The 19,368-nt window shown below is 66.8% G+C and carries 18 protein-coding genes; 14 read left to right on the top strand and 4 right to left on the bottom strand.

The annotated features are described in order from the left end of the window. The first annotated feature begins 50 nt into the window (after positions 1-50). The 14 genes from dop to ABIE00_RS10350 all read left to right on the top strand — a co-directional run bounded on the left by dop (position 51) and on the right by ABIE00_RS10350 (position 16,022). Positions 51-1,670 carry a depupylase/deamidase Dop gene (dop, locus tag ABIE00_RS10415; RefSeq protein ID WP_354263318.1) on the top strand — a complete coding sequence of 540 codons (1,620 nt, stop codon included), beginning with the start codon at positions 51-53 and terminating at the stop codon, positions 1,668-1,670. Between the two features lie 83 nt (positions 1,671-1,753). After that, the gene (locus tag ABIE00_RS10410; RefSeq protein WP_076802936.1) at positions 1,754-1,954 is read left to right on the top strand and encodes a ubiquitin-like protein Pup; all 201 of its coding nucleotides are present in this window, start codon (positions 1,754-1,756) and stop codon (positions 1,952-1,954) included. 84 nt (positions 1,955-2,038) lie between these two features. Beyond that, complete coding sequence (gene prcB / locus ABIE00_RS10405; RefSeq protein WP_354259869.1) at positions 2,039-2,860, top strand: proteasome subunit beta; 822 nt, start codon at positions 2,039-2,041, stop codon at positions 2,858-2,860. Between the two features lies 1 nt (position 2,861). Beyond that, entirely contained in the window at positions 2,862-3,569 is a 708-nt protein-coding gene (prcA, locus tag ABIE00_RS10400) for a proteasome subunit alpha (protein ID WP_354259866.1), read from the top strand. Between the two features lies 1 nt (position 3,570). Further along, positions 3,571-4,935 (top strand): Pup--protein ligase, encoded by a 1,365-nt coding sequence (pafA, locus tag ABIE00_RS10395; RefSeq protein ID WP_314193157.1) that lies wholly within the window; start codon positions 3,571-3,573, stop codon positions 4,933-4,935. A gap of 109 nt (positions 4,936-5,044) precedes the next feature. Beyond that, the gene (locus ABIE00_RS10390; RefSeq protein ID WP_354259862.1) at positions 5,045-5,974 is read left to right on the top strand and encodes an FKBP-type peptidyl-prolyl cis-trans isomerase; all 930 of its coding nucleotides are present in this window, start codon (positions 5,045-5,047) and stop codon (positions 5,972-5,974) included. Positions 5,975-6,032: 58 nt separating this feature from the next. Continuing rightward, positions 6,033-6,428 carry an FKBP-type peptidyl-prolyl cis-trans isomerase gene (locus tag ABIE00_RS10385; RefSeq protein ID WP_307102959.1) on the top strand — a complete coding sequence of 132 codons (396 nt, stop codon included), beginning with the start codon at positions 6,033-6,035 and terminating at the stop codon, positions 6,426-6,428. Positions 6,429-6,650: 222 nt separating this feature from the next. Continuing rightward, a complete protein-coding gene (locus ABIE00_RS10380; RefSeq protein ID WP_354259859.1) occupies positions 6,651-8,684 on the top strand; it encodes a helix-turn-helix transcriptional regulator in 2,034 nt (677 codons plus the stop codon). Positions 8,685-8,744: 60 nt separating this feature from the next. Next, positions 8,745-9,149, top strand: a complete 405-nt coding sequence (locus ABIE00_RS10375; protein WP_354259856.1) for a hypothetical protein — start codon at positions 8,745-8,747, stop codon at positions 9,147-9,149. A gap of 35 nt (positions 9,150-9,184) precedes the next feature. Then, positions 9,185-9,454, top strand: a complete 270-nt coding sequence (gene tatA / locus ABIE00_RS10370; protein ID WP_331568719.1) for a Sec-independent protein translocase subunit TatA — start codon at positions 9,185-9,187, stop codon at positions 9,452-9,454. Positions 9,455-9,502: 48 nt separating this feature from the next. Further along, positions 9,503-10,297 carry a twin-arginine translocase subunit TatC gene (gene tatC, locus ABIE00_RS10365; RefSeq protein WP_354263317.1) on the top strand — a complete coding sequence of 265 codons (795 nt, stop codon included), beginning with the start codon at positions 9,503-9,505 and terminating at the stop codon, positions 10,295-10,297. A 24-nt stretch (positions 10,298-10,321) separates the two neighbouring features. Then, positions 10,322-13,216, top strand: a complete 2,895-nt coding sequence (locus tag ABIE00_RS10360; RefSeq protein WP_354259852.1) for a DEAD/DEAH box helicase — start codon at positions 10,322-10,324, stop codon at positions 13,214-13,216. A gap of 58 nt (positions 13,217-13,274) precedes the next feature. Further along, positions 13,275-14,936, top strand: coding sequence for an amidohydrolase (locus ABIE00_RS10355; protein WP_354259849.1), 1,662 nt, complete (start codon positions 13,275-13,277; stop codon positions 14,934-14,936). A gap of 348 nt (positions 14,937-15,284) precedes the next feature. Further along, positions 15,285-16,022: a polyprenol monophosphomannose synthase gene (locus tag ABIE00_RS10350; protein WP_354259846.1), complete on the top strand. Its 738-nt coding sequence runs from the start codon at positions 15,285-15,287 to the stop codon at positions 16,020-16,022. 106 nt (positions 16,023-16,128) lie between these two features. Here the strand turns inward: ABIE00_RS10350 and ABIE00_RS10345 are convergent, their stop codons facing one another. The 4 genes from ABIE00_RS10345 to ABIE00_RS10330 form a co-directional block, all read right to left on the bottom strand. Further along, positions 16,129-16,476 (bottom strand): RNA polymerase-binding protein RbpA, encoded by a 348-nt coding sequence (locus tag ABIE00_RS10345; RefSeq protein WP_003802221.1) that lies wholly within the window; start codon positions 16,474-16,476, stop codon positions 16,129-16,131. Positions 16,477-16,744: 268 nt separating this feature from the next. Beyond that, entirely contained in the window at positions 16,745-17,710 is a 966-nt protein-coding gene (locus ABIE00_RS10340) for an SPFH domain-containing protein (RefSeq protein WP_354259843.1), read from the bottom strand. A gap of 104 nt (positions 17,711-17,814) precedes the next feature. Further along, positions 17,815-18,276: an NfeD family protein gene (locus ABIE00_RS10335; RefSeq protein ID WP_354259840.1), complete on the bottom strand. Its 462-nt coding sequence runs from the start codon at positions 18,274-18,276 to the stop codon at positions 17,815-17,817. Positions 18,277-18,398: 122 nt separating this feature from the next. Then, positions 18,399-19,313: a putative RNA methyltransferase gene (locus ABIE00_RS10330; RefSeq protein ID WP_354259837.1), complete on the bottom strand. Its 915-nt coding sequence runs from the start codon at positions 19,311-19,313 to the stop codon at positions 18,399-18,401. Between the last annotated feature and the right edge of the window lie 55 nt (positions 19,314-19,368).

Genomic DNA, 19,368 nt, shown 5'->3' with positions numbered 1-19,368 from the left:
CGGCCGGCTCCGAATCAGCGCTGGGAGGTGGCCTGCCGGTTGGCGGCGCCATGCGCGTCATGGGGTCCGAAACCGAATACGGGATTCACGCGCCGGCTGCTCCGGGTGCCAATGCCACCATGATGTCCGCCCGGGTGGTCCAGGCCTACGCCCAGGTCACCCGGCTGCGGGCCGCCGGCGGCGCCGAAACCCGTTGGGACTACACGGACGAAGAACCGCTGCACGACGCCCGCGGCTGGACGCTGGAACGCGGCCAGGCCCACCCCAGCCAGCTGACCGACCAGCCGCCGGTGCTCGACGCCGAGGCCGTGGCCCTTGCCTACGGCCGGGAAGAGCTAGAACTCGACGGCGAGGACGAATCGGGCTCGCTGCTGATGAACATGGTGCTGGGCAACGGGGCACGCCTCTACGTGGACCATGCCCACCCCGAGTACTCCAGCCCGGAGGTCACAAACCCCGCGGCGGCAGTGGCCTGGGACGCGGCCGGTGACCTCGTGGGCCTGGCTGCGGTCCGCAGGCTGGCCAGCGACACGGAACTTCCCGCCGTCAACCTCTACAAGAACAACACGGACAACAAGTCCGTGTCCTACGGGTCGCACGAGAACTACCTCATGCCGAGATCAGTGCCGTTCGGCGACATTGTCCGCGGGCTGACCCCGTTCTTCGTCTCGCGGCAGATCATCTGCGGCTCGGGGCGGGTGGGCCTGAGCCAGGACAGTTCCCGGTCCGGCTACCAGATCAGCCAGCGGGCGGACTTCTTCGAGGCGGAAGTGGGCCTTGAGACCACCATCCGGCGCCCCATCATCAACACCCGCGATGAACCGCATGCAACGGCGGACAAGTACCGGCGGCTGCACGTCATCATCGGCGACGCCAACCTGAGCCAGGTGTCCAACTACCTGAAGTTCGGGACCACCGCCATGGTGCTGAGCCTGATCGAGGCGGGCCTCGCCCCGCGGATTGAGGTCCACGAGCCGGTGGCCGCACTGCAGGCCATCAGCCACGACACCACCCTGACCACCAAGGTCAGGCTGCTGGACGGCCGCCGGGTGACTGCGCTGGACCTGCAGTGGATGTACCACGAGGCCGCCGCCAAGCTCGCCCAGGACACCGGGGTGGGGGACGCCGTTGACGGCGATGGACACACCCACGCCGTGCTGGAGCGCTGGGCCACCACCCTGACCCAGCTGGACAGCGACCGGGCCGCCGCGGCAACGTCGGTCGAATGGCTGGCCAAGCTGTCCATCCTGGAGGGCTACCGCCAGCGCGACGGGCTCCAGTGGGACGACGCCCGGCTGGGCCTGGTGGACCTGCAGTGGGCTGACCTCCGCCCCGAAAAGGGGCTCTACTACCGGTTGCTCTCCCGGAACCGGATGCAGGGGATCGTGGACGACGCCGACATCGCCGCCGCGGTGACCACACCCCCGTCGGACACCCGGGCGTACTTTCGCGGACGCTGCGTCAGCAGCTTCAGCAAGGACGTGGTGGGCGCCAGCTGGGACTCGGTGATTTTCGACGTGCCGGGCTACGGACGGCTGCAGCGCGTCCCCACCCGGGAGCCGCTGCGCGGCACCAAAGCCCTGACCGGCGCGCTGTTTGACCGGCACCGCGAGGCGGGCCCCTTCCTGGCCGAACTCCTCGGATCGGCACCGGCTCCGCCACCGGCATAATGCACCCCGAAAAGGCCCTTTGCGTGGCAATATGGGCATACAAGATGTCCTCCGGAACGGGGGACTGGATAAAGGAGAAGGACATGGCAGGCCAGGAGCAACAGCAGCCACAGCCACGCGACACCGAGGTCGAGGAAGAGGTCCCCGTACCGCCGGCGCCCGCAGAAGGACAGGCATCCGCCTCGACGCAGGGCGTTGACGATCTCCTCGACGAGATCGACGGCGTCCTGGAGTCCAACGCGGAGGAATTCGTCCGGGCATTCGTGCAAAAGGGCGGCCAGTAGACCGGCAGCCACACCACCCGCACCGGGCACGGAGGCCAGAGGGACCGGACAGCCGCTGAAGTATCACGTTGAAGGAGTGCACCAGTGCAGGAGACAACAGCCAACAAGGTAGCCGCCCACGCGACGTCGTCGTTCACTGAGCATCTCCAACGCGACCGTCCGGAACTGCTTCCCCAGTACGCACCATTCGCCACGGGCACGCCCGCCGGCCAGCCCCTCGCCGTGCCCCACGCCACCACCATCGTGGCCATGACCTACGCCGGCGGCATCGTCATGGCCGGCGACCGCCGGGCCACCATGGGCAACATCATCGCCAGCCGACACATCGAAAAGGTCTTCCCCGCCGACCAGTATTCGGTCCTCGGAATTGCCGGCACGGCAGGCATCGCGATCGACCTGACCCGCCTGTTCCAGGTGGAGCTCGAGCACTACGAGAAGATCGAGGGCACCCTCCTGAGCCTGGACGGCAAGGCAAACCGGCTCGGCGCCATGATCCGCGGCAACCTGCCCATGGCGCTGCAGGGCCTCGCAGTGGTCCCGCTTTTCGCAGGCTTCGACACTGCCGCCGGGATAGGGCGGCTCTTCTCCTATGACGTAACCGGCGGCCGCTACGAGGAACAGGAACACCACGCCGTGGGTTCCGGATCAATGTTCGCCCGCGGCGCCCTCAAAAAACTTTGGCGGCCCAACCTGCCCGAAGAGGAAGCCATAGCCGTGGCTGTCGAATCCCTCTACGACGCCGCCGACGACGACTCCGCCACCGGCGGCCCCGACCCCGTGCGGCAACTGTGGCCCGTGGTCTATGCCGTCAACCGGGCCGGTGCCCGGAGGGTTTCCGAGCGGGAACTCGCGGCCATGGCCGGAAACATCATCGAGTCCAGGGCAGCTGCCAGGAGGGAGGCCTGATATGACACAGCAGTTCTATGTCTCTCCCGAACAGCTGATGAAGGACCGTGCGGACTTCGCACGGAAAGGCATCGCCCGCGGCCGGTCCGTCATCGTAATCAGCTGCGAGGACGGGATCGCCCTGGTGGCGGAGAACCCGTCACCGTCGCTGCACAAGATCGGCGAGATCTACGACAAGATCGCCTTCGCCGCCGTCGGAAAGTACAACGAGTTTGAAAGCCTCCGCCAGGCCGGCGTGCGCTACGCCGACGTCCGCGGCTATTCCTACGACCGCGAGGACGTCACCGCCCGGGGACTGGCCAGCGTCTACGCCCAGAGCCTGGGTGCCGTCTTCACCGCGGAACAGAAGCCGTTCGAGGTCGAGCTCGCTGTGGCCGAAGTGGGTGCGAGCCAGGACCTCGACCACCTCTACCGCCTGACGTTTGACGGCTCGATCGCGGACGAGCACAACTTCATCGTGATGGGCGGCCAGGCGGACAAGGTGTCCGGTTCGATCGAGGGCGGCTGGCAGCGCGACCTGTCGTTCGCGGCGGCGATCCGGCTCGCCGTCAGGGGCCTCGCGACGGACAACGAGGCACCTGACCTGCCGGCCAAGGCTTTGGAAGTGGCGGTGCTGCACCGCAGTTCGGAAAGCAACAGGGGGACGCGGAGGGCTTTCCGCAGATTGTCCGACCAGGACGTTGTGGAACTGCTGGCTGAGGAGAGCTGACATGGACAAGAGGATCTTCGGCATTGAAACCGAATTCGGGATTTCCTATTCGAGCCCGGACTCCCGCCCCCTCGCCCCGGAGGAAGTGGCCCGCTACCTGTTCCGCAAAGTGGTCAGCTGGGGACGGTCCTCCAACGTGTTCCTCACCAACGGGTCCCGCCTGTACCTCGACGTGGGCTCGCATCCGGAGTATGCAACCGCAGAATGCGACGACCTCGCCCAGCTGATTGCCCATGACCGCGCCGGGGAGCTCATCCTGGACGACCTCGTGGACGAGGCCCAGTCCAGGCTGGCTGCCGAGGGCTTCAACGGGACGGTGTACCTGTTCAAGAACAACACCGACTCCGCGGGCAACTCCTACGGCAGCCACGAGAACTACCTCATTCCCCGCCGCGGCGAGTTCACCCGGCTGGCCGAGATCCTTATCCCGTTCCTCGTCACGCGCCAGCTCATCGCCGGTGCCGGCAAGATCCTGAAGACGCCGCACGGAGCCACCTACGCGTTTTCGCAACGGGCTGACCACATCTGGGAGGGCGTGTCCTCCGCTACCACCCGTTCGCGGCCCATCATCAACACCCGCGACGAGCCGCATGCCGATGCCGAGTTCTACCGCCGCCTGCACGTGATCGTCGGGGACTCCAACATGTCCGAGACCACGGCACTGCTCAAGGTGGGCACCGTGGACCTCATCCTGCGGATGATCGAGGCGGGAGTGATCATGCGGGACATGCGGATGGAAAACCCCATCCGCAGCATCCGGGAGATCTCCCATGACCTGAGCGGCCGCGCGCTTGTCCGGCTCGCCAACGGCCGCCAGCTCACCGCGCTGGAGATCCAGCAGGAGTACCTGAGCAAAGTCACGGCGTTCGTCGAGGAAAACGGAGCCCACAACCCGCACGTCCCGCTGATCCTGGACCTGTGGGGGCGGACGCTGCGCGCCATCGAAAGCGGCGACTCCAGCACTATCGACACCGAAATCGACTGGGCGATCAAGAAAAAGCTGATGGACAGCTACCGCAGGCGCCACGGCCTGGGCCTGGACGCCCCCCGGATCGCGCAACTGGACCTCACCTACCACGACATCTCCCGTTCCCGCGGCCTGTACTACCTGCTGCAGTCACGCGGCGCAGTCCGCCGGGTGACCGAGGAAACGGCCATCAAGGACGCCGTCGACGCCCCGCCGCAGACCACCCGGGCCAAGCTGCGTGGCGACTTCGTCCGCAAGGCGCAGGAGCTGGGCCGTGACTACACCGTGGACTGGGTCCATCTGAAGCTCAACGACCGCGCGCACCAGACCATTCTGTGCAAGGACCCGTTCCGCAACGAGGACGAGCGGGTGGACGCCCTTCTGGACTCTATGGGCTGATACCCAGCTTTCCGCGTTACTCTGGAAGAGGCCGTTCTGCGGTCCTGACTGCCTTGCCGTGTCCAGCATCCCGGCAGGGCATCCATCTTGCCCCGACGAAAGTTCTTACGTGCGCCGACTACTAGCAATCCTTCTTCCCGTGCTGCTTCTGCTGACCGCCTGCGGTGGCCAGGAGCCCGCAGCCCCGGAACCGACCAGCCAGTCCGCGGGTGAGACCGCCAAGCTCGACTCACTCAAGCTGACGGACAAGGGGGACAAGAAAGCCCCGGGCGTCGAGTTCACCAAGCCCCTCGAGGTTGCCGAACCCACCGTCAAGGTTGTCACCGAAGGCAGCGGGGACCGCGTGAAGGCCAACCAGATCGCCGAGATCTCCGTTCTTGCCCTCAATGCCAAGGACGGCTCCACGCTGGACGACAGCTTCCCCCGCGATCCCGAGCCCCTCGAACTGAACGATGAACTCAAGACCGGCAGCGCGATCGTCTACAACGCGTTTGTCGGCGCCAAGGTGGGCTCCCAGCTCGCCCTCGCCATCCCGGGCAAGGCCGCTGCAAAAGGTGCCGCTGCCCAGCCGACCCAGCTCCTGATCATCAAGGTCATCTCAGCCAAGGAGGCCCCGAAGGTCCTGGAGAAGCCGGAAGGCGAAAAGGTCACCCCGCCGGCCGGCCTGCCGACCGTCACCGAGAAGGACGGCGTTCCGGAGATCTCGGTCAAGGGTGTCGCAGCCCCGAAGAAGCTCATCGCCCAGGACCTGATCAAGGGCAAGGGCGCCGCCGTCAAGGCCACGGATACCCTGACCGTCAACTACGTCGGCGTGGCCCTGGCCAGCGGCAAGAAGTTCGACTCCAGCTTCGACCGCAAGCAGACCGCATCGTTCGCGCTGAACCAGGTCATCAAGGGCTGGACCCAGGGCCTGACCGGCAAGACGGTCGGCTCGCGCGTCCTGCTCGTCATCCCCAAGGACCTCGCCTATGGCGATAAGGGCCAGGGTGACGCCAAGGGGGACCTCGTGTTCGTCGTCGACATCCTCGGCACCAAGTAACGCCACAGCGTAAAGTATCAAGGCGAATACCCAAGTTCCACCAGCAGAAGGAGCAACCATGTCATTTGGCCAGCGCAAGCTCGACCGCGAAAAGCCCGAAATCGACTTCCCCGAAGGCCCGGTGCCCACGGAACTCGTCATCACCGACATCATTGAAGGCGACGGTCCCGAGGCCAAGGCCGGCGACACCGTCTCCACGCACTACGTCGGCGTGGCCTGGTCCACCGGCGAAGAGTTCGACGCGTCCTGGGGCCGCGGCGCCCCGCTGGACTTCCGCGTCGGCGTCGGCCAGGTCATCCAGGGCTGGGACCAGGGTCTGCTCGGCATGAAGGTGGGCGGACGCCGCCGCCTGGAGATCCCCTCCGAGCTGGCCTACGGCTCGCGCGGTGCCGGCGGAGCGATCGGCCCGAACGAGGCCCTCATCTTCGTCGTGGACCTGGTGGGCGTCCGCTAGTCCCCACCCGCCCCCTATCCTCGCAAGTTCGGACAGGGAACCCGGCGGTCGTGGGCCCCCCACCCGCCGCCTATCCTCACAGGTTCGGACAGGGAACCCGGCGGGCGTGGGCCCCCACCCGGCCGCTTTAACTGCGGAAGCGCGGTAACAATCGGAAGGATTTTCCGGATTGTTGCCGCACTTTCGCGTTTTTGCCTGAGCGGCTTTAGTAACGTAACGAGGGTGTCCGCCCAACGTACTGAACGCCTGCTGAACCTCCTGATCGCCCTGCTGAACTCGCGGTACGGCCTGCGGCGCAGTGAGCTGCGGGAGAAAATCTATGCCGGCGGCGCCGCCAGCGACGCCGCGTTTGGCCGCATGTTCGAACGCGACAAGAACGACCTGCGCGACTTCGGCTTCGACGTCGAGACGGTCACGGACCTGGGTTGGAGTTCGGACGATCCCGGCACCACCCGCTACCGGATCGGCAAGGAATCGAACCGCCTGCCGGATGTGGAACTGACTCCGGACGAATGGACTGTCCTGCTGCTGGCCTCGCAGCTTTGGGAGCAGGCTGCCTTGGGCACGGCGGCGGGCAACGCCCTCCGCAAGCTTCAGGCGGCGGGCGGCCTGGCCGACGTCGAACTTCCGGCCGGCGTGCAGCCGCGCATCAAGCCTGCCGGGCAGGTGTTCGAGGACCTGGTGGCCGCCATGCACGCGCAGCACGCTGTCCGTTTTCACTACCTCGCCGGCAGTACGGGCCGGGAAGAGGAACGCATCGTTGAACCGTGGGGCCTGGGCAGCCGCTTCGGCCAGTGGTACCTCGTCGGCTTCGACCGGGGCCGCGGCGCCAAGCGCTTCTTCCGGCTGTCGCGCTTCACGTCGGCGGTCACGGTTCTGGCAAGGGAGGCTTTCACGCCGCCCACCGGTTTCAATGTCCGTGCCGAGCTGAACAGCCTTCCGGAGCTCCCGGTGAGCACCGCCGTCGTGGACGTCCGCGGCGGCAAGCTGCTGGGGCTGCGCAAGCGCGCCGCCGAGACCACCCCGTCCCCGGAGGCAGACGCGGATCCGGGCGACAACAAGGACGGGAAGGCCGACGCCGGCTGGGACCGGCTGGCCGTTCCCTACCGTGACGCTGAGGTGCTTGGGGAGGAACTTGCCTCGTATGGGCCGAATGTCCGGGTGGTGAGCCCCGCGGAGCTCTCCGTAGCCGTGCAGCGGCGCCTGGCGAATGCCGCCGCCTTCATCGACGCTCCGGCACCGTCCTATTCGTTCGGTCATGCGGGGGCGGGAAAGCGGACCCGCAAGCGGACCTCGGAGGACCAGCTCAAGCGGATGCTGCAGCTGGTCCCGTTCCTGGTCCGCAACCAGGGCCTCCCGATCGAGGAGGTCGCCGACAGGTTCGGGGTGACCCGCCAGGAACTGGAGGGCGATCTGCTGATCCTGATCTGTTCCGGCCTGCCGCAGGGGTACCCGGACGAGCTGCTGGACATCCAGTGGGAGGAAGGCCACGTTTTCATCAGCCAGTCCATGGAGCTGAACCGGCCGGTCCGCTTCACCGTGGACGAGGCGTGCGCCCTGCTCACGGGCCTGGAGACCCTGAACGGGCTGCCGGAACTGGCTGAGGGAAGTGCCCTGGACTCGGTGACGCTCAAGCTGATGGCGGCTGCGGGGGAGGAGGGGCTCCGTGCCGCCGCCCTGTCCGGGCCTGAGGTGGGACCGGGAAACTCGGCCAACCTCGAGATCATCCGCGACGCGATCGAATCAGGGTCCCAGCTGCACCTCGTCTACCTCTCCCCGCAGAAGGACACCTTTTCGGAGCGGGACGTGGACCCGCTCCGCCTCTACTCGCTGGACAACACCTGGTACTTCGAGGCCTACTGCCATTCAGCGGCCGGCCTCCGGAATTTCCGGCTGGACCGGATCGAGGACCTCACCCCAACCGGCAGGCCGGTCTCGTCGGGAATAACGCCCGACGGCGGATTCCCGGCAAAGCTGTTCACTCCGAACGACGACGACACTCTGGTCACCGTCCAGCTCACCGCCCGAGGTGCCGGGCTCGCGGACGACTACTATGCCGAGCGGACGGCACCGCTGCCCGACGGCGGCCTGGTGGCGGAAATCCGGTTCGGCAACACGGCATGGCTGCCCATGTTCGTGGCCCAGCACGGCGGAACGGCACGGATCCTGGAACCTGATGCACTTGCGCGCGCCTCCCGGGACTGGATCGAAGCGGCCCTGGCTCAATACAATGGCTGGGCCCAATACAAGAGCTAGCGCCCATTACAAGAGCTAGCAGTACAACGGCCAACCAATACGCCCGCTAGACTACTCAGCATGCCTTGGTGGTCCTGGATCCTAATTTGGGTGGCGCTCGTGTCGCTGTCCCTGCTGTTCTTCGTAGTCATGGGTGTCCGCCTGTTCCGCCAGTTCATGGCGACGGTCAAGGAGCTGGGTGAGGCGGGGGACAAGCTCACCAGCCTCCCGGTTCCCGCGGCAGCATCCGCTGGCGCCGCCGTCACGTCGACCGGTTCCGCCGTCGTCGTGGTTGCACAACCAGTCGGGGTTGCGCAACCAGTCGGGGTTGCACCGGGCACCGCCCCTTTTGCCTCACCCCACCAGGTGCGCCATGAATACCACGTGTCCAAAGAAGCCCGCAAGGAGGCCCGGCGCCGGCGCCGGGTCCGCCGGAAGGCCGAACGCGGCCAGCCCCAGTCGCTGCGCGACATCGAATTCAGATAAACGTAGGATGTTACTAAACGAAAGGAACACCCACCATGAGGCTTGAAGGCTGGCATCTCATCATCATCATCGTCCTGGCTTTGGTGCTCTTCGCTGCACCGAAGCTGCCCGGCATGGCCCGGAGCCTCGGCCAGTCGATGCGTATTTTCAAGTCGGAAGTCCGCGAAATGAAGAAAGACGGAGCTCCGGAAGCCAAGGACGGCACGGATCCCGTTGAAGGCACCGTCGTCAACCACCCGCGGTCCGCCGCGACGGAAAACCGCCCGGCAGACGGCAACGACGTTCCGCCCCCCAACCGCGCCTAAGATTACGTGGCACTAACCATGAGTCGTCGCTCCAACCCTGAGGGACGGATGGCTCTGCTGGACCATCTGCGCGAACTCAGGAACAGGCTGTTCAAGTCCGCCATCGCCGTTGTGCTCGCCACCGTTGCGGGTTTCATGGTGTATCAGCCCATGCTGTCGGCCCTGATCAAACCGATCAAGGACCTCAATAACAACGCGGGCCGCCAGGCGTCGCTCAACTTCGACGGCGTGGCGAGCTCGTTCGACCTCATGATCCAGGTGTCAGTCTTCCTGGGCGTCATCCTGGCCAGTCCCGTGTGGCTGTACCAGCTCTGGGCTTTCATCGTCCCGGGTCTGCATAAGAAGGAACGCCGGCTGGCGCTGTCCTTCGTGGCGGCTGCCGTGCCGCTCTTCGTCGGCGGCGTGGCGATGGCGTGGCTCGTCCTGCCCAATGCCGTCCGTGTCCTCACCGAATTCACTCCCTCCGGCGGCTCAAACTTCATCAGCGCCCAGGTGTATCTGTCCTTCGTGCTGAGGCTGCTGCTCGCCTTCGGCATCGCGTTCCTGCTGCCGGTTGTGCTCGTCGGCCTGAACATGGCCGGGCTGCTGCGGGGGGAACAGCTCATGAGGAGCTGGCGCATCACCGTGTTCCTGGTCTGCCTCTTTGCCGCCATGGCTGCCCCAGGGGCGGACGCGATGAGCATGTTCTACCTTGCCACGCCCATGCTGGTGCTCTTCTTCGCAGCCATCGGCCTGTGTGTGCTGAATGATCGGCGTCGTGCCCGCCGGGCAGAGAAGCGGGCCGCTGAGACCGAGGCCACAGCCGATATCGCGACCCCGAGCAGTGAGCTGAAGAATCTCTAGTCACGCCACCGCTAGGCTTGAGGCATGTCCACCACCACCCCGTCGCCCTCCGAACGGTACCGTGCCAGCGCCGAACGGGCCGCGGAAGCAAAGACCCACCTGGGTGCATTCGCCCGCACACTGAGCTTCGAACTGGATGACTTCCAGCGGCAGGCGTGCAAGTCCCTCCAGGAAGGCCGCGGGGTCCTGGTGGCCGCGCCCACCGGTGCCGGCAAGACGATCGTGGGCGAGTTCGCCGTATACCTGGCGCTCCAGCGCGGGCTGAAGGCCTTCTACACCACGCCCATCAAGGCGCTCAGCAACCAGAAGTTCACCGAGCTGACGGAGAAATACGGCGAGGAGAACGTCGGACTCCTGACCGGCGACACCAGCATCAACGGCGACGCACCCGTGGTGGTCATGACCACCGAGGTCCTGCGCAACATGCTCTACGCCGACTCCGACACCCTGTTCGACCTGGGTTTTGTGGTCATGGACGAGGTCCATTACCTGGCCGACCGTTTCCGCGGTGCAGTCTGGGAGGAAGTCATCATCCACCTGCCCAGCGAGGTGCAGGTGGCATCCCTGAGCGCCACAGTCTCCAACGCGGAGGAGTTCGGCGCGTGGCTGGATACAGTGCGCGGCGACACGGACGTCATCGTCTCCGAACACCGTCCTGTGCCGCTCTGGCAGCACGTCATGGTGGGCCGGGACATCGTGGATCTCTTCGCGGGCGAGACCGCCTTCGACGAAATCGCCCCGGCGGGCAATCCCGCCACGGCTGCTGCGCTGCCCTCGGCACCTTCAGCGGACGAGGCCGGCCAGCGGGGATTCGAGGTCAACCCGGAACTGCTGTCCCTTTCCAGGGCCGAAAGCCAGCTCAACTTCCAGGGCCGCTTCGGCCACGGCGGCCGGAGCCAGCGGCGGCAGCAGCGCCAGCGGTACGGCGACAGGCCCCAGCAGGAGACCCGCAGCGCGGTGCGCCGCGCCAGCCGGCCGCAGGTCATCGCCAGCCTGGACCGGCAGGACCTGCTGCCCGCCATCACCTTCATCTTTTCCCGGGCCGGCTGTGACGCGGCCGTCGCCCAGTGCGTGTCGTCCGGACTGTGGCTCACCACGGAGCGGGAGCAGCGCATCATCGCCCAGCGGGTCGACGAGGCGGGCCAGGACATCCCGTCCGACGACCTTGAGGTGCTGGGCTTTTGGAACTGGCGCGACGGGCTCCTGCGCGGCATCGCGGCCCACCATGCCGGCATGCTTCCCACATTCAAGGAAGTGGTGGAGAAGCTCTTTGCCGACGGCCTGGTGAAGGCCGTCTTTGCCACCGAGACGCTGGCCCTCGGGGTCAACATGCCGGCGCGTTCTGTGGTGCTGGAGAAGCTGGACAAGTTCAACGGCGAAGCCCACGTGGACATCACGGCGGGGGAATACACGCAGCTCACCGGCAGGGCGGGCCGGCGCGGCATCGACGTCGAGGGCCATGCCGTGGTCCTGTGGCAGCCGGGCACGGACCCCGCTGCGGTGGCCGGCCTTGCCTCCCGCCGGACGTACCCGCTGAATTCCAGCTTCCAGCCCACGTACAACATGAGCATCAACCTGCTCGCGCAATTCGGCCGGCCCCGGGCCCGGGAAATCCTGGAGTCCTCCTTCGCCCAGTTCCAGGCTGACCGGTCCGTGGTGGGGCTGGCCCGGCAGGTCCGCAGCCGGGAGGAATCACTGGCTGGCTATGCCAAGTCGATGACGTGCCATCTGGGCGACTTCACCGAGTACGCCCGGCTGCGGCGGGAACTTTCCGACGCCGAGAATTTCAGTTCCCGAACAAAGTCGCGTGCCCGCAAATCGCTTAACGAGGACTCCCTGAGCCGGCTTTTACCGGGCGACGTCGTGGATGTCCCGGCAGGCAGGGCCCCCGGCTTTGCCGTGGTGCTGAGCTCGGACCACAGCTCCCGCGAGCCCCGGCCGGCGGTCCTGACGCTGGAAAGCCAGCTGCGCCGGATCGGCGTCGACGACCTCGAAGGGCCCATTGCGCCGCTCACGAGGATCAGGATCCCCAAGTCCTTCAACGCCAAGGTGCCCAAGTCACGGCGGGACCTGGCCTCTTCCGTCCGGAACGCGCTGCGGGAGAACCGGCCGCCTGCGCGGGGAAGCAGCCGCAACAACGACTTCGGGCTGGGCTCCGCCTCGCAAAACCAGGAGAAGAAGATCGCCGAGCTGCGGCGTGCCCTGCGGGCCCACCCCTGCCATGGCTGCAGTGAGCGCGAAGACCACGCCCGGTGGTCAGAGCGCTGGTGGAAGCTCCGCAAGGAAACGGACGGCCTGGTCCGCCAGATCCAGGGCCGCACCAACACCATCGCCAAAACCTTCGACCGGGTCTGCGATGTCCTCTCGGCATACGGCTACCTCGAGTCCACCGGGGACGGACAGCACCGCATCAGCACCGACGGCCAGCGCCTGCGCCGAATCTACGGTGAGAAGGACCTGCTGATTTCGCAGGCCCTGCGGCAGGGCGCCTTCGATGACCTGGACGCGGTGGAGGTGGCGGCGTTCGCCAGCGTGCTGGTTTACCAGGCGAAACGCGAGGACCGCGGACTGCGGCCCCGCATGCCCAGCATTTCGCTGGAGACCGCCGTGGACATCGTGGTCCGGGAGTGGTCGGCGCTGGAGGACGTGGAGGAACAGAACAAGCTCCCGCTCACCGGCGAGCCTGAGCTGGGCCTGATCTGGCCCATGTACAAGTGGGCCCGCGGCAGGCATCTGCAGGAGGTGCTCAGCGGCTCCGACCTGGCCGCCGGCGACTTCGTCCGCTGGGTGAAGCAGGTAATCGACCTGCTGGACCAGCTGGCCAAGATTCCCGGCCTGGACCCCCGGCTGGCGCGGCTCTGCACCGAGGCCATCCGGCTGATCAGGCGGGGCGTCGTCGCCTACTCCACCGTGGGCTGAGGAACAGCCGGCGCAACATCCGTACCAACTCTGTCTCGACATACCAAGGAGCGCCTCCATGGCCGATGCCCCCGCCCGCCCGCAGGAAGGAACCGGACCGTCAAAGGTCACGCTGTACCGCAACGGTTCGGTCTACACCGCAGCTGATCCCTTCGCCACCGCGATGCTCGTCGACGGCGACACCATCGCGTGGGTCGGCTCGGAGCAGGCTGCCACCTCCATTGCCGACAGCTCCATGGACATCATCGACCTCCGCGGCGCCCTCGTTGCCCCGGGTTTTGTCGATTCGCACGTCCACCTGACCGAGACCGGCATCGCCTTGGACTCGCTGCAGCTGGCCGGTGTCCGGTCGGCCCGCGAGCTGCTGGACGCCGTCGCGGCCTCCGGCGGTGACGGCGCGGTACTGGGGCACGGATGGGATGAGTCCCAGTGGGACGATCCCACGCTCCCGGACGCCGGAGAGCTGGAGCGGGCTGCCGCCGGGCGCCCGGTGTATCTCTCCCGGGTGGATGTGCACTCAGCGCTCGTCTCGCCGTCGCTCGTGGCCAGTGCCGGGCTGGCGGAGTTGGACGGCTACGCGCCGGGTGGCCACGTCAGGCGCCAGGCCCACAGTGCTGCCCGGCAGGCCACCCGCCGTCTGCCTGCCGGTGCGCTGCAGGAATACCAGCGGCGCGCACTGGATGAGGCCGCGGCAAACGGTTATGTGGCGCTGGCCGAGATGGGTGCGCCGAAAATCAGCAGCGTCGCCGACCTGCGGCTGGCCGCCGGCTGGAATGACTCGGCAGGCGCCCGCCCGGCGCCTGAGGTGCTGCCGTACTGGGGACAACTGACGCCGACGGCGGCCGACGCCGAGGCGCTGCTGGCCGGGCTTGGGGTCCGGGTCCGCGGATTCGCCGGGGACCTGAACATCGACGGATCAATCGGTTCCCGCACGGCGTCCCTGCGGTCGCCGTACACGGATGCCCCGGCAGAAACCGGTACCACGTACCTCTCCGTAGCCGAGGCGGCAGCGCACCTGGCGGCGTGCTCCGTGCTGGGCATCCAGGGCGGATTCCACGTCATTGGCGACGCCGGTCTCGACGCGGCCCTGCAGGCCCTCGAGGAAGCTGCCGCCGAAGTCGGGGAGCAGCGGGTCCGGGCCGCGGGGCACCGCCTCGAGCACGTTGAAATGGCCGACGCCGATGCCATCGCCCGCCTGGCGAAGTATTCCGTGACGGTCAGCGCACAGCCGGCGTTCGACGCCGCGTGGGGCGGCCAGGGACGGCTTTACGAGCAGCGGCTCGGATCCCGCAGCCGGGGCATGAACCCCTTCGCCTCGTTCTACTCGGCCGGCGTCCCCGTCTGCTTCGGCAGTGACACCCCGGTGACGCCCCTCCGTCCCTGGTCCAGCGTACGGGCGTGCCTCGAGCACCACGACGTCGACCAGCGGATCTCGGCCCGCGCAGCATTCCTCGGACACACGCGGGCCGGGTGGCGCGCCGCCCGCTACGAAAACCCCATGGCGGGCCAGCTGGTACCGGGCGCACCGGCAACCTTCGCCGTCTGGGAAGTGGATGAGCTGATGGTCCAGGTGGCCGACAACAGGGTCCAGTCCTGGAGCACGGATCCCCGCGCCCGCACGCCGCTGCTGCCCGCGCTGGACACCGGCAACGATCCCCGGTGCCTGCAAACCGTCCGGAACGGGCTGGAGCTGTTCTCCGCAGACGCCCTCCGAGCCTGACCCGCAGCAGACTTAATTCGGCGACACATAGCGCCCGGATCCGACTGGATTACCCTCGCAGACATGCCTCTGACCTGCGGCGATACGTGAACAGGCAGGTCAGGGGACTGTTGACAGCCCCCAGCCAGTCCGTAGCATGGAGCTTCCGGGGGCGGGTCCAAAGCGCAGCAGAAAACAGTTCCTCCATCCGCTTATCGCGGCATCAGGAACTGGCCCGTGGCGCGTGGACCCGCCCGTGGCGGACGGAAGCGCCCCGCAAGGCCCGTATAATAGGGAGTTGCGCTTTACGAGCCGGCGTTCCGCCGGGCTCCCGCGTGCTGACCGCTCCCATCCAGGAAAGGCCTCCCTGTGCGTGTCCTCACCATCATCCCCACCTACAACGAGCTGGAGTCGCTTCCGAAGACTCTGGGACGCCTCCGCGCCGCGGTGCCGGCCTCTGACGTGCTCGTTGTGGACGACAACAGCCCGGACGGCACCGGACAGCTGGCGGACAGCATCGCGGCTGCAGACAACCAAGTCCACGTCCTGCACCGGAAGGGCAAGGAAGGCCTGGGCGCCGCCTACATCGCAGGCTTCAGGTGGGGACTGGATGCCGGCTACGACGTCCTGGTGGAAATGGACGCCGACGGGTCGCACCAGCCCGAGCAGCTCCCCGCCCTCCTGGAGGCCGTTGACCAGGGCGCAGACCTCGCCATGGGCTCCCGCTGGGTGAAGGGCGGAAGTGTCGTGAACTGGCCGCTTTACCGCCAGGCAATTTCCCGGACCGGCAGCACGTACGCGCGCATCATGCTCGGCCTCAAAATCAAGGACGTAACCGGCGGTTACCGCGCATTCCGGCGCACCACGCTGGAGAAGCTGAACCTGGACCAGGTCGATTCAGTGGGTTACGGCTTCCAGGTGGACCTCGCATGGCGTGTCGCCAAGATGGGGCTGAACATCGTGGAGCGGCCCATCACCTTCGTGGAGCGTGAACTGGGGGCCTCCAAGATGAGCGGCAACATCGTGGTGGAGGCCATGATCAACGTGACGAAGTGGGGCCTGACCGCCCGCTGGAAGAAGCTGACCGGCAAAAGCCCCCGCGGCTAGCCGGACACCGGGCCAGGCTGATACCCAAAAGGCCGGACCCGCTGCATCCATGGATGCAGCGGGTCCGGCCTTTTGGCAGTAGCGCCTGCCGACTGGCTAGCAGCGGTTAGGCTGAACGCCGTTCGCCGCGACGCTCGCGCAGAATGGTGAGGCGGTCTTCGAGGATCTGCTCCAGCTCAGGAAGCGAACGACGCTCCAGCAGCATGTCCCAGTGCGTACGGACTGCCTTTTCGTTGCTGGTGTCGGGGCGTTCGCCATCAACGAGCAGCGCTTCCTTGCCGGTCTTGGAAACCCAGACAGGGGGAATTTCGGCTTCGGAGGAAAAGGTTACAAAAACCTGTTCGCCGTCCTCGCACCGGTACTCAACCCGCTGACGCGGAGCCGGCTCCACGCCGGATTCGGTCTCCATGCTTTGGGCGCCAAGACGCATGCCCCGCAGGCTGCGATCGCTCATGATTTCTCCCTCTAATCGGTTCGCGGAGCGGACTCCGCGCTAGTCGGAAGCCCCTGATAAGGGTGCCTCCGGACTACGGTGTGGTTCACGTAGCATCACTAGGTGAAACGCTTCGCCAAGCATTGTTGTTCCGCACGGACTGATCCGGCCGGACAAATATCCCATTATACGGATTCGGACGGGGTGCAGCAATCCGAACCGGCGCAGCGTGCAAAGCAAAGGGAGGCAGGCCGTTGCGGCCTGCCTCCCTGTTGCTCGCCTTGTAGCGCTACGACTGGGTCCGGGCCGCTGCCTCGCCGGGCTGGGCGCTGTCCTGGCTCCCGAACAGGTCGCCGGAGCGGGGATCGGGGTTGGTTCCGCCCAGAGCGCTGCCGATGCCCTTCAGTGCCTCGCCGACTTCGCTGGGGATGATCCACAGCTTGTTGGAGGAGCCGTCGGCGAGCTTTGGCAGGGTCTGCAGGTACTGGTAGGCCAGCAGCTTCTGGTCCGGGTTTCCCTTGTGGATGGCGTCGAAGACCTTCTGGATGGCCTGCGCCTCACCGTCGGCACGAAGGATGGCGGCTTTTGCGTCGCCCTCGGCCTTGAGGATGGCGGCCTGCCGCTGCCCTTCTGCTGTCAGGATGGCGGACTGCTTGGTACCCTCGGCGGTCAGGATGGCGGCGCGGCGGTCACGTTCCGCCCTCATCTGCTTCTCCATCGAATCCTGGATGGAGTGCGGCGGGTCGATGGCCTTCAGCTCCACCCGGGAGACGCGGATGCCCCAGCGGCCGGTGGCTTCGTCCAGGACGCCGCGCAGCTGGCCGTTGATCTGGTCGCGGGAGGTGAGCGCCTCTTCGAGGTTCAGGCCGCCAACCACGTTGCGCAGGGTGGTGGTGGTCAGCTGCTCCACAGCCTGGATGTAGTTGGCGATCTCGTAGGTGGCCGCACGCGGGTCGGTGACCTGGAAGTAGACCACCGTGTCGATGGACACCACGAGGTTGTCCTCGGTGATCACGGGCTGCGGCGGGAAGGACACCACCTGCTCGCGCAGGTCCAGCAGCGGCAGGAGCCGGTCAACGAAGGGGATGAGGAGGGTCAGGCCGGGATTGAGTGTCCGCTGGTACTTGCCCAGCCGTTCCACGACGCCGGCCCGGGCCTGGGGCACGATCCGCACCGACCGGACCAGCACGATGATGACGAAAATAATCAGGACCACCATCACGAACGTGAGGGCAACTCCTCCTGGGCTATCCATACTTCTCCTTTGTCCCCAACTTTCAGTGAAGCTCTAACCTGGCGAAAAACTCGCCGCAATCTGCTGCTCCGCCGCGGCGGGAGCAGAAACCCATGGGAGAACGCCTACTGGATGGCGGTCTCAGCCTGTGGTGAGACGACCGCCGTCGCACCTTCAATGGCCGAGACGATCACGCGCTGCCCTTCGGCCAGGACGCCGGACTGCGAGCGGGCGCTCCAGATGTCGCCGCCGATCTTCACGCGTCCGCCGGAGGCCGTGACCGCCTCCAGGACCAGTGCTGATTCACCGATCAGGCGGTCGATGTTGGTGCGCTGTTCGGGCGGGCCCTTGTGCAGGTGCTTGAGGGTCACCGGGCGGACGAAGGCGATCATAAGCAGCGAGACGACGCAGAACACGACGATCTCCAGCCAGAGGTCGGCGCCTGCGAAGTCGGCCACCAGGCCGGCCAGGGCGCCTCCGCCCAGCATGATGAAAAACAGATCAAGGGTCAGCATCTCCACGGCGGCGAACACCAGGAAGAGGGTGAGCCACACTGCCCACCAGTTTTGGCCAAGCCATTCAAACATCGCGTTCCCCCTTGATCCCGAGGGCTGCGGGGCAGACCCTCAGTAACTTTCTTCCATCGTAGACCGAAGCGGGAGCGCCCGGCAGGGGAATGGGCGGGCAGCGCAGGAACGTGGCCAAGCCGTTATGGAGCGCGGTTTTCCGAGGGCACGAAGACGCTTATGCGGAACCGTGCGGACACCCCGGTGGTTGGCGGCAGGCCGGCCAGCCGCCCGATCAGTGCGGCGCGGTCCGTATGGTGGCCGGCGGGGCCCATAAGCGCAATGTTGGCCACGTCCTCCGGGGAAAGCGAGAGGTCCACGTCAATGTCCAGCGTCGACAGCGCGGAGAAGCGGCCGGCGAGCGCCTCGGCCAGGCGCTCGTCCTTGGCAGGGTCGATGCCCAGCATCCCGGCCTGGCTGGCGATCTCCCCGAGGTGGCCGGCGCGTGGCGTCACCACGATGAGCCTGCCTGAGGGTTTGAGGACCCGGGCGAACTCGGCAGCGTTGCGGGGCGCGAACACCACGGTGATGACGTCGACGGCGGCGTCGGGCAGGGGCAGCGGCTGCCAGACGTCCCCCACCAGGTTGATGGCTTCCGGATTGAGTTTGGCTGCGCGGCGCAGCGCGAACTTGGAGATGTCCAGCCCGACGGCGGCCACGCCGTTGGCCACGGCAGGTATAGGGGCGCCGTCCGCATGTGCGCTCTGCAGATAATCCAGGACCGCCCGCAGGTAGTGTCCCGTTCCCGTGCCGGAGTCAAGGATGGTTGGGGCTGGCCCGTTCAGGGCCGGCGCGGCTGCCCGGGCCAGCGCGTCGGCCAGCGGATGGTAGTGGCCGGCATCGAGAAAGGCTGTCCGCGCCGCGACCATTTCGGCGGTGTCCGGTTCGAAGGCGGTTCCCTTGCCCACCAGCATGTTGAAATACCCCTGCCGGGCGGCGTCGAAGCTGTGCCGCTCCCGGCACGCCAGCGCCCGGATCCGGCCGGTGCCGCCCTCGTGGACCGCCTGGAGATCCTGGCGGCAGACGGGGCAAAGGAGAACGGGCAGGCGCGAAAGCATGAGGACAATCCTAGGGCAGGTGTTTTGTGCCCCTGCCGTTCCGTGCCCCTGCCCG

Origin of the sequence: Arthrobacter sp. OAP107 (assembly GCF_040546765.1) — a bacterium.
Taxonomy (GTDB): Bacteria; Actinomycetota; Actinomycetes; order Actinomycetales; family Micrococcaceae; genus Arthrobacter.
The sequence above is the reverse complement of the archived record's forward strand: the minus strand, read 5'-3'. Positions and strand labels throughout refer to the sequence as shown.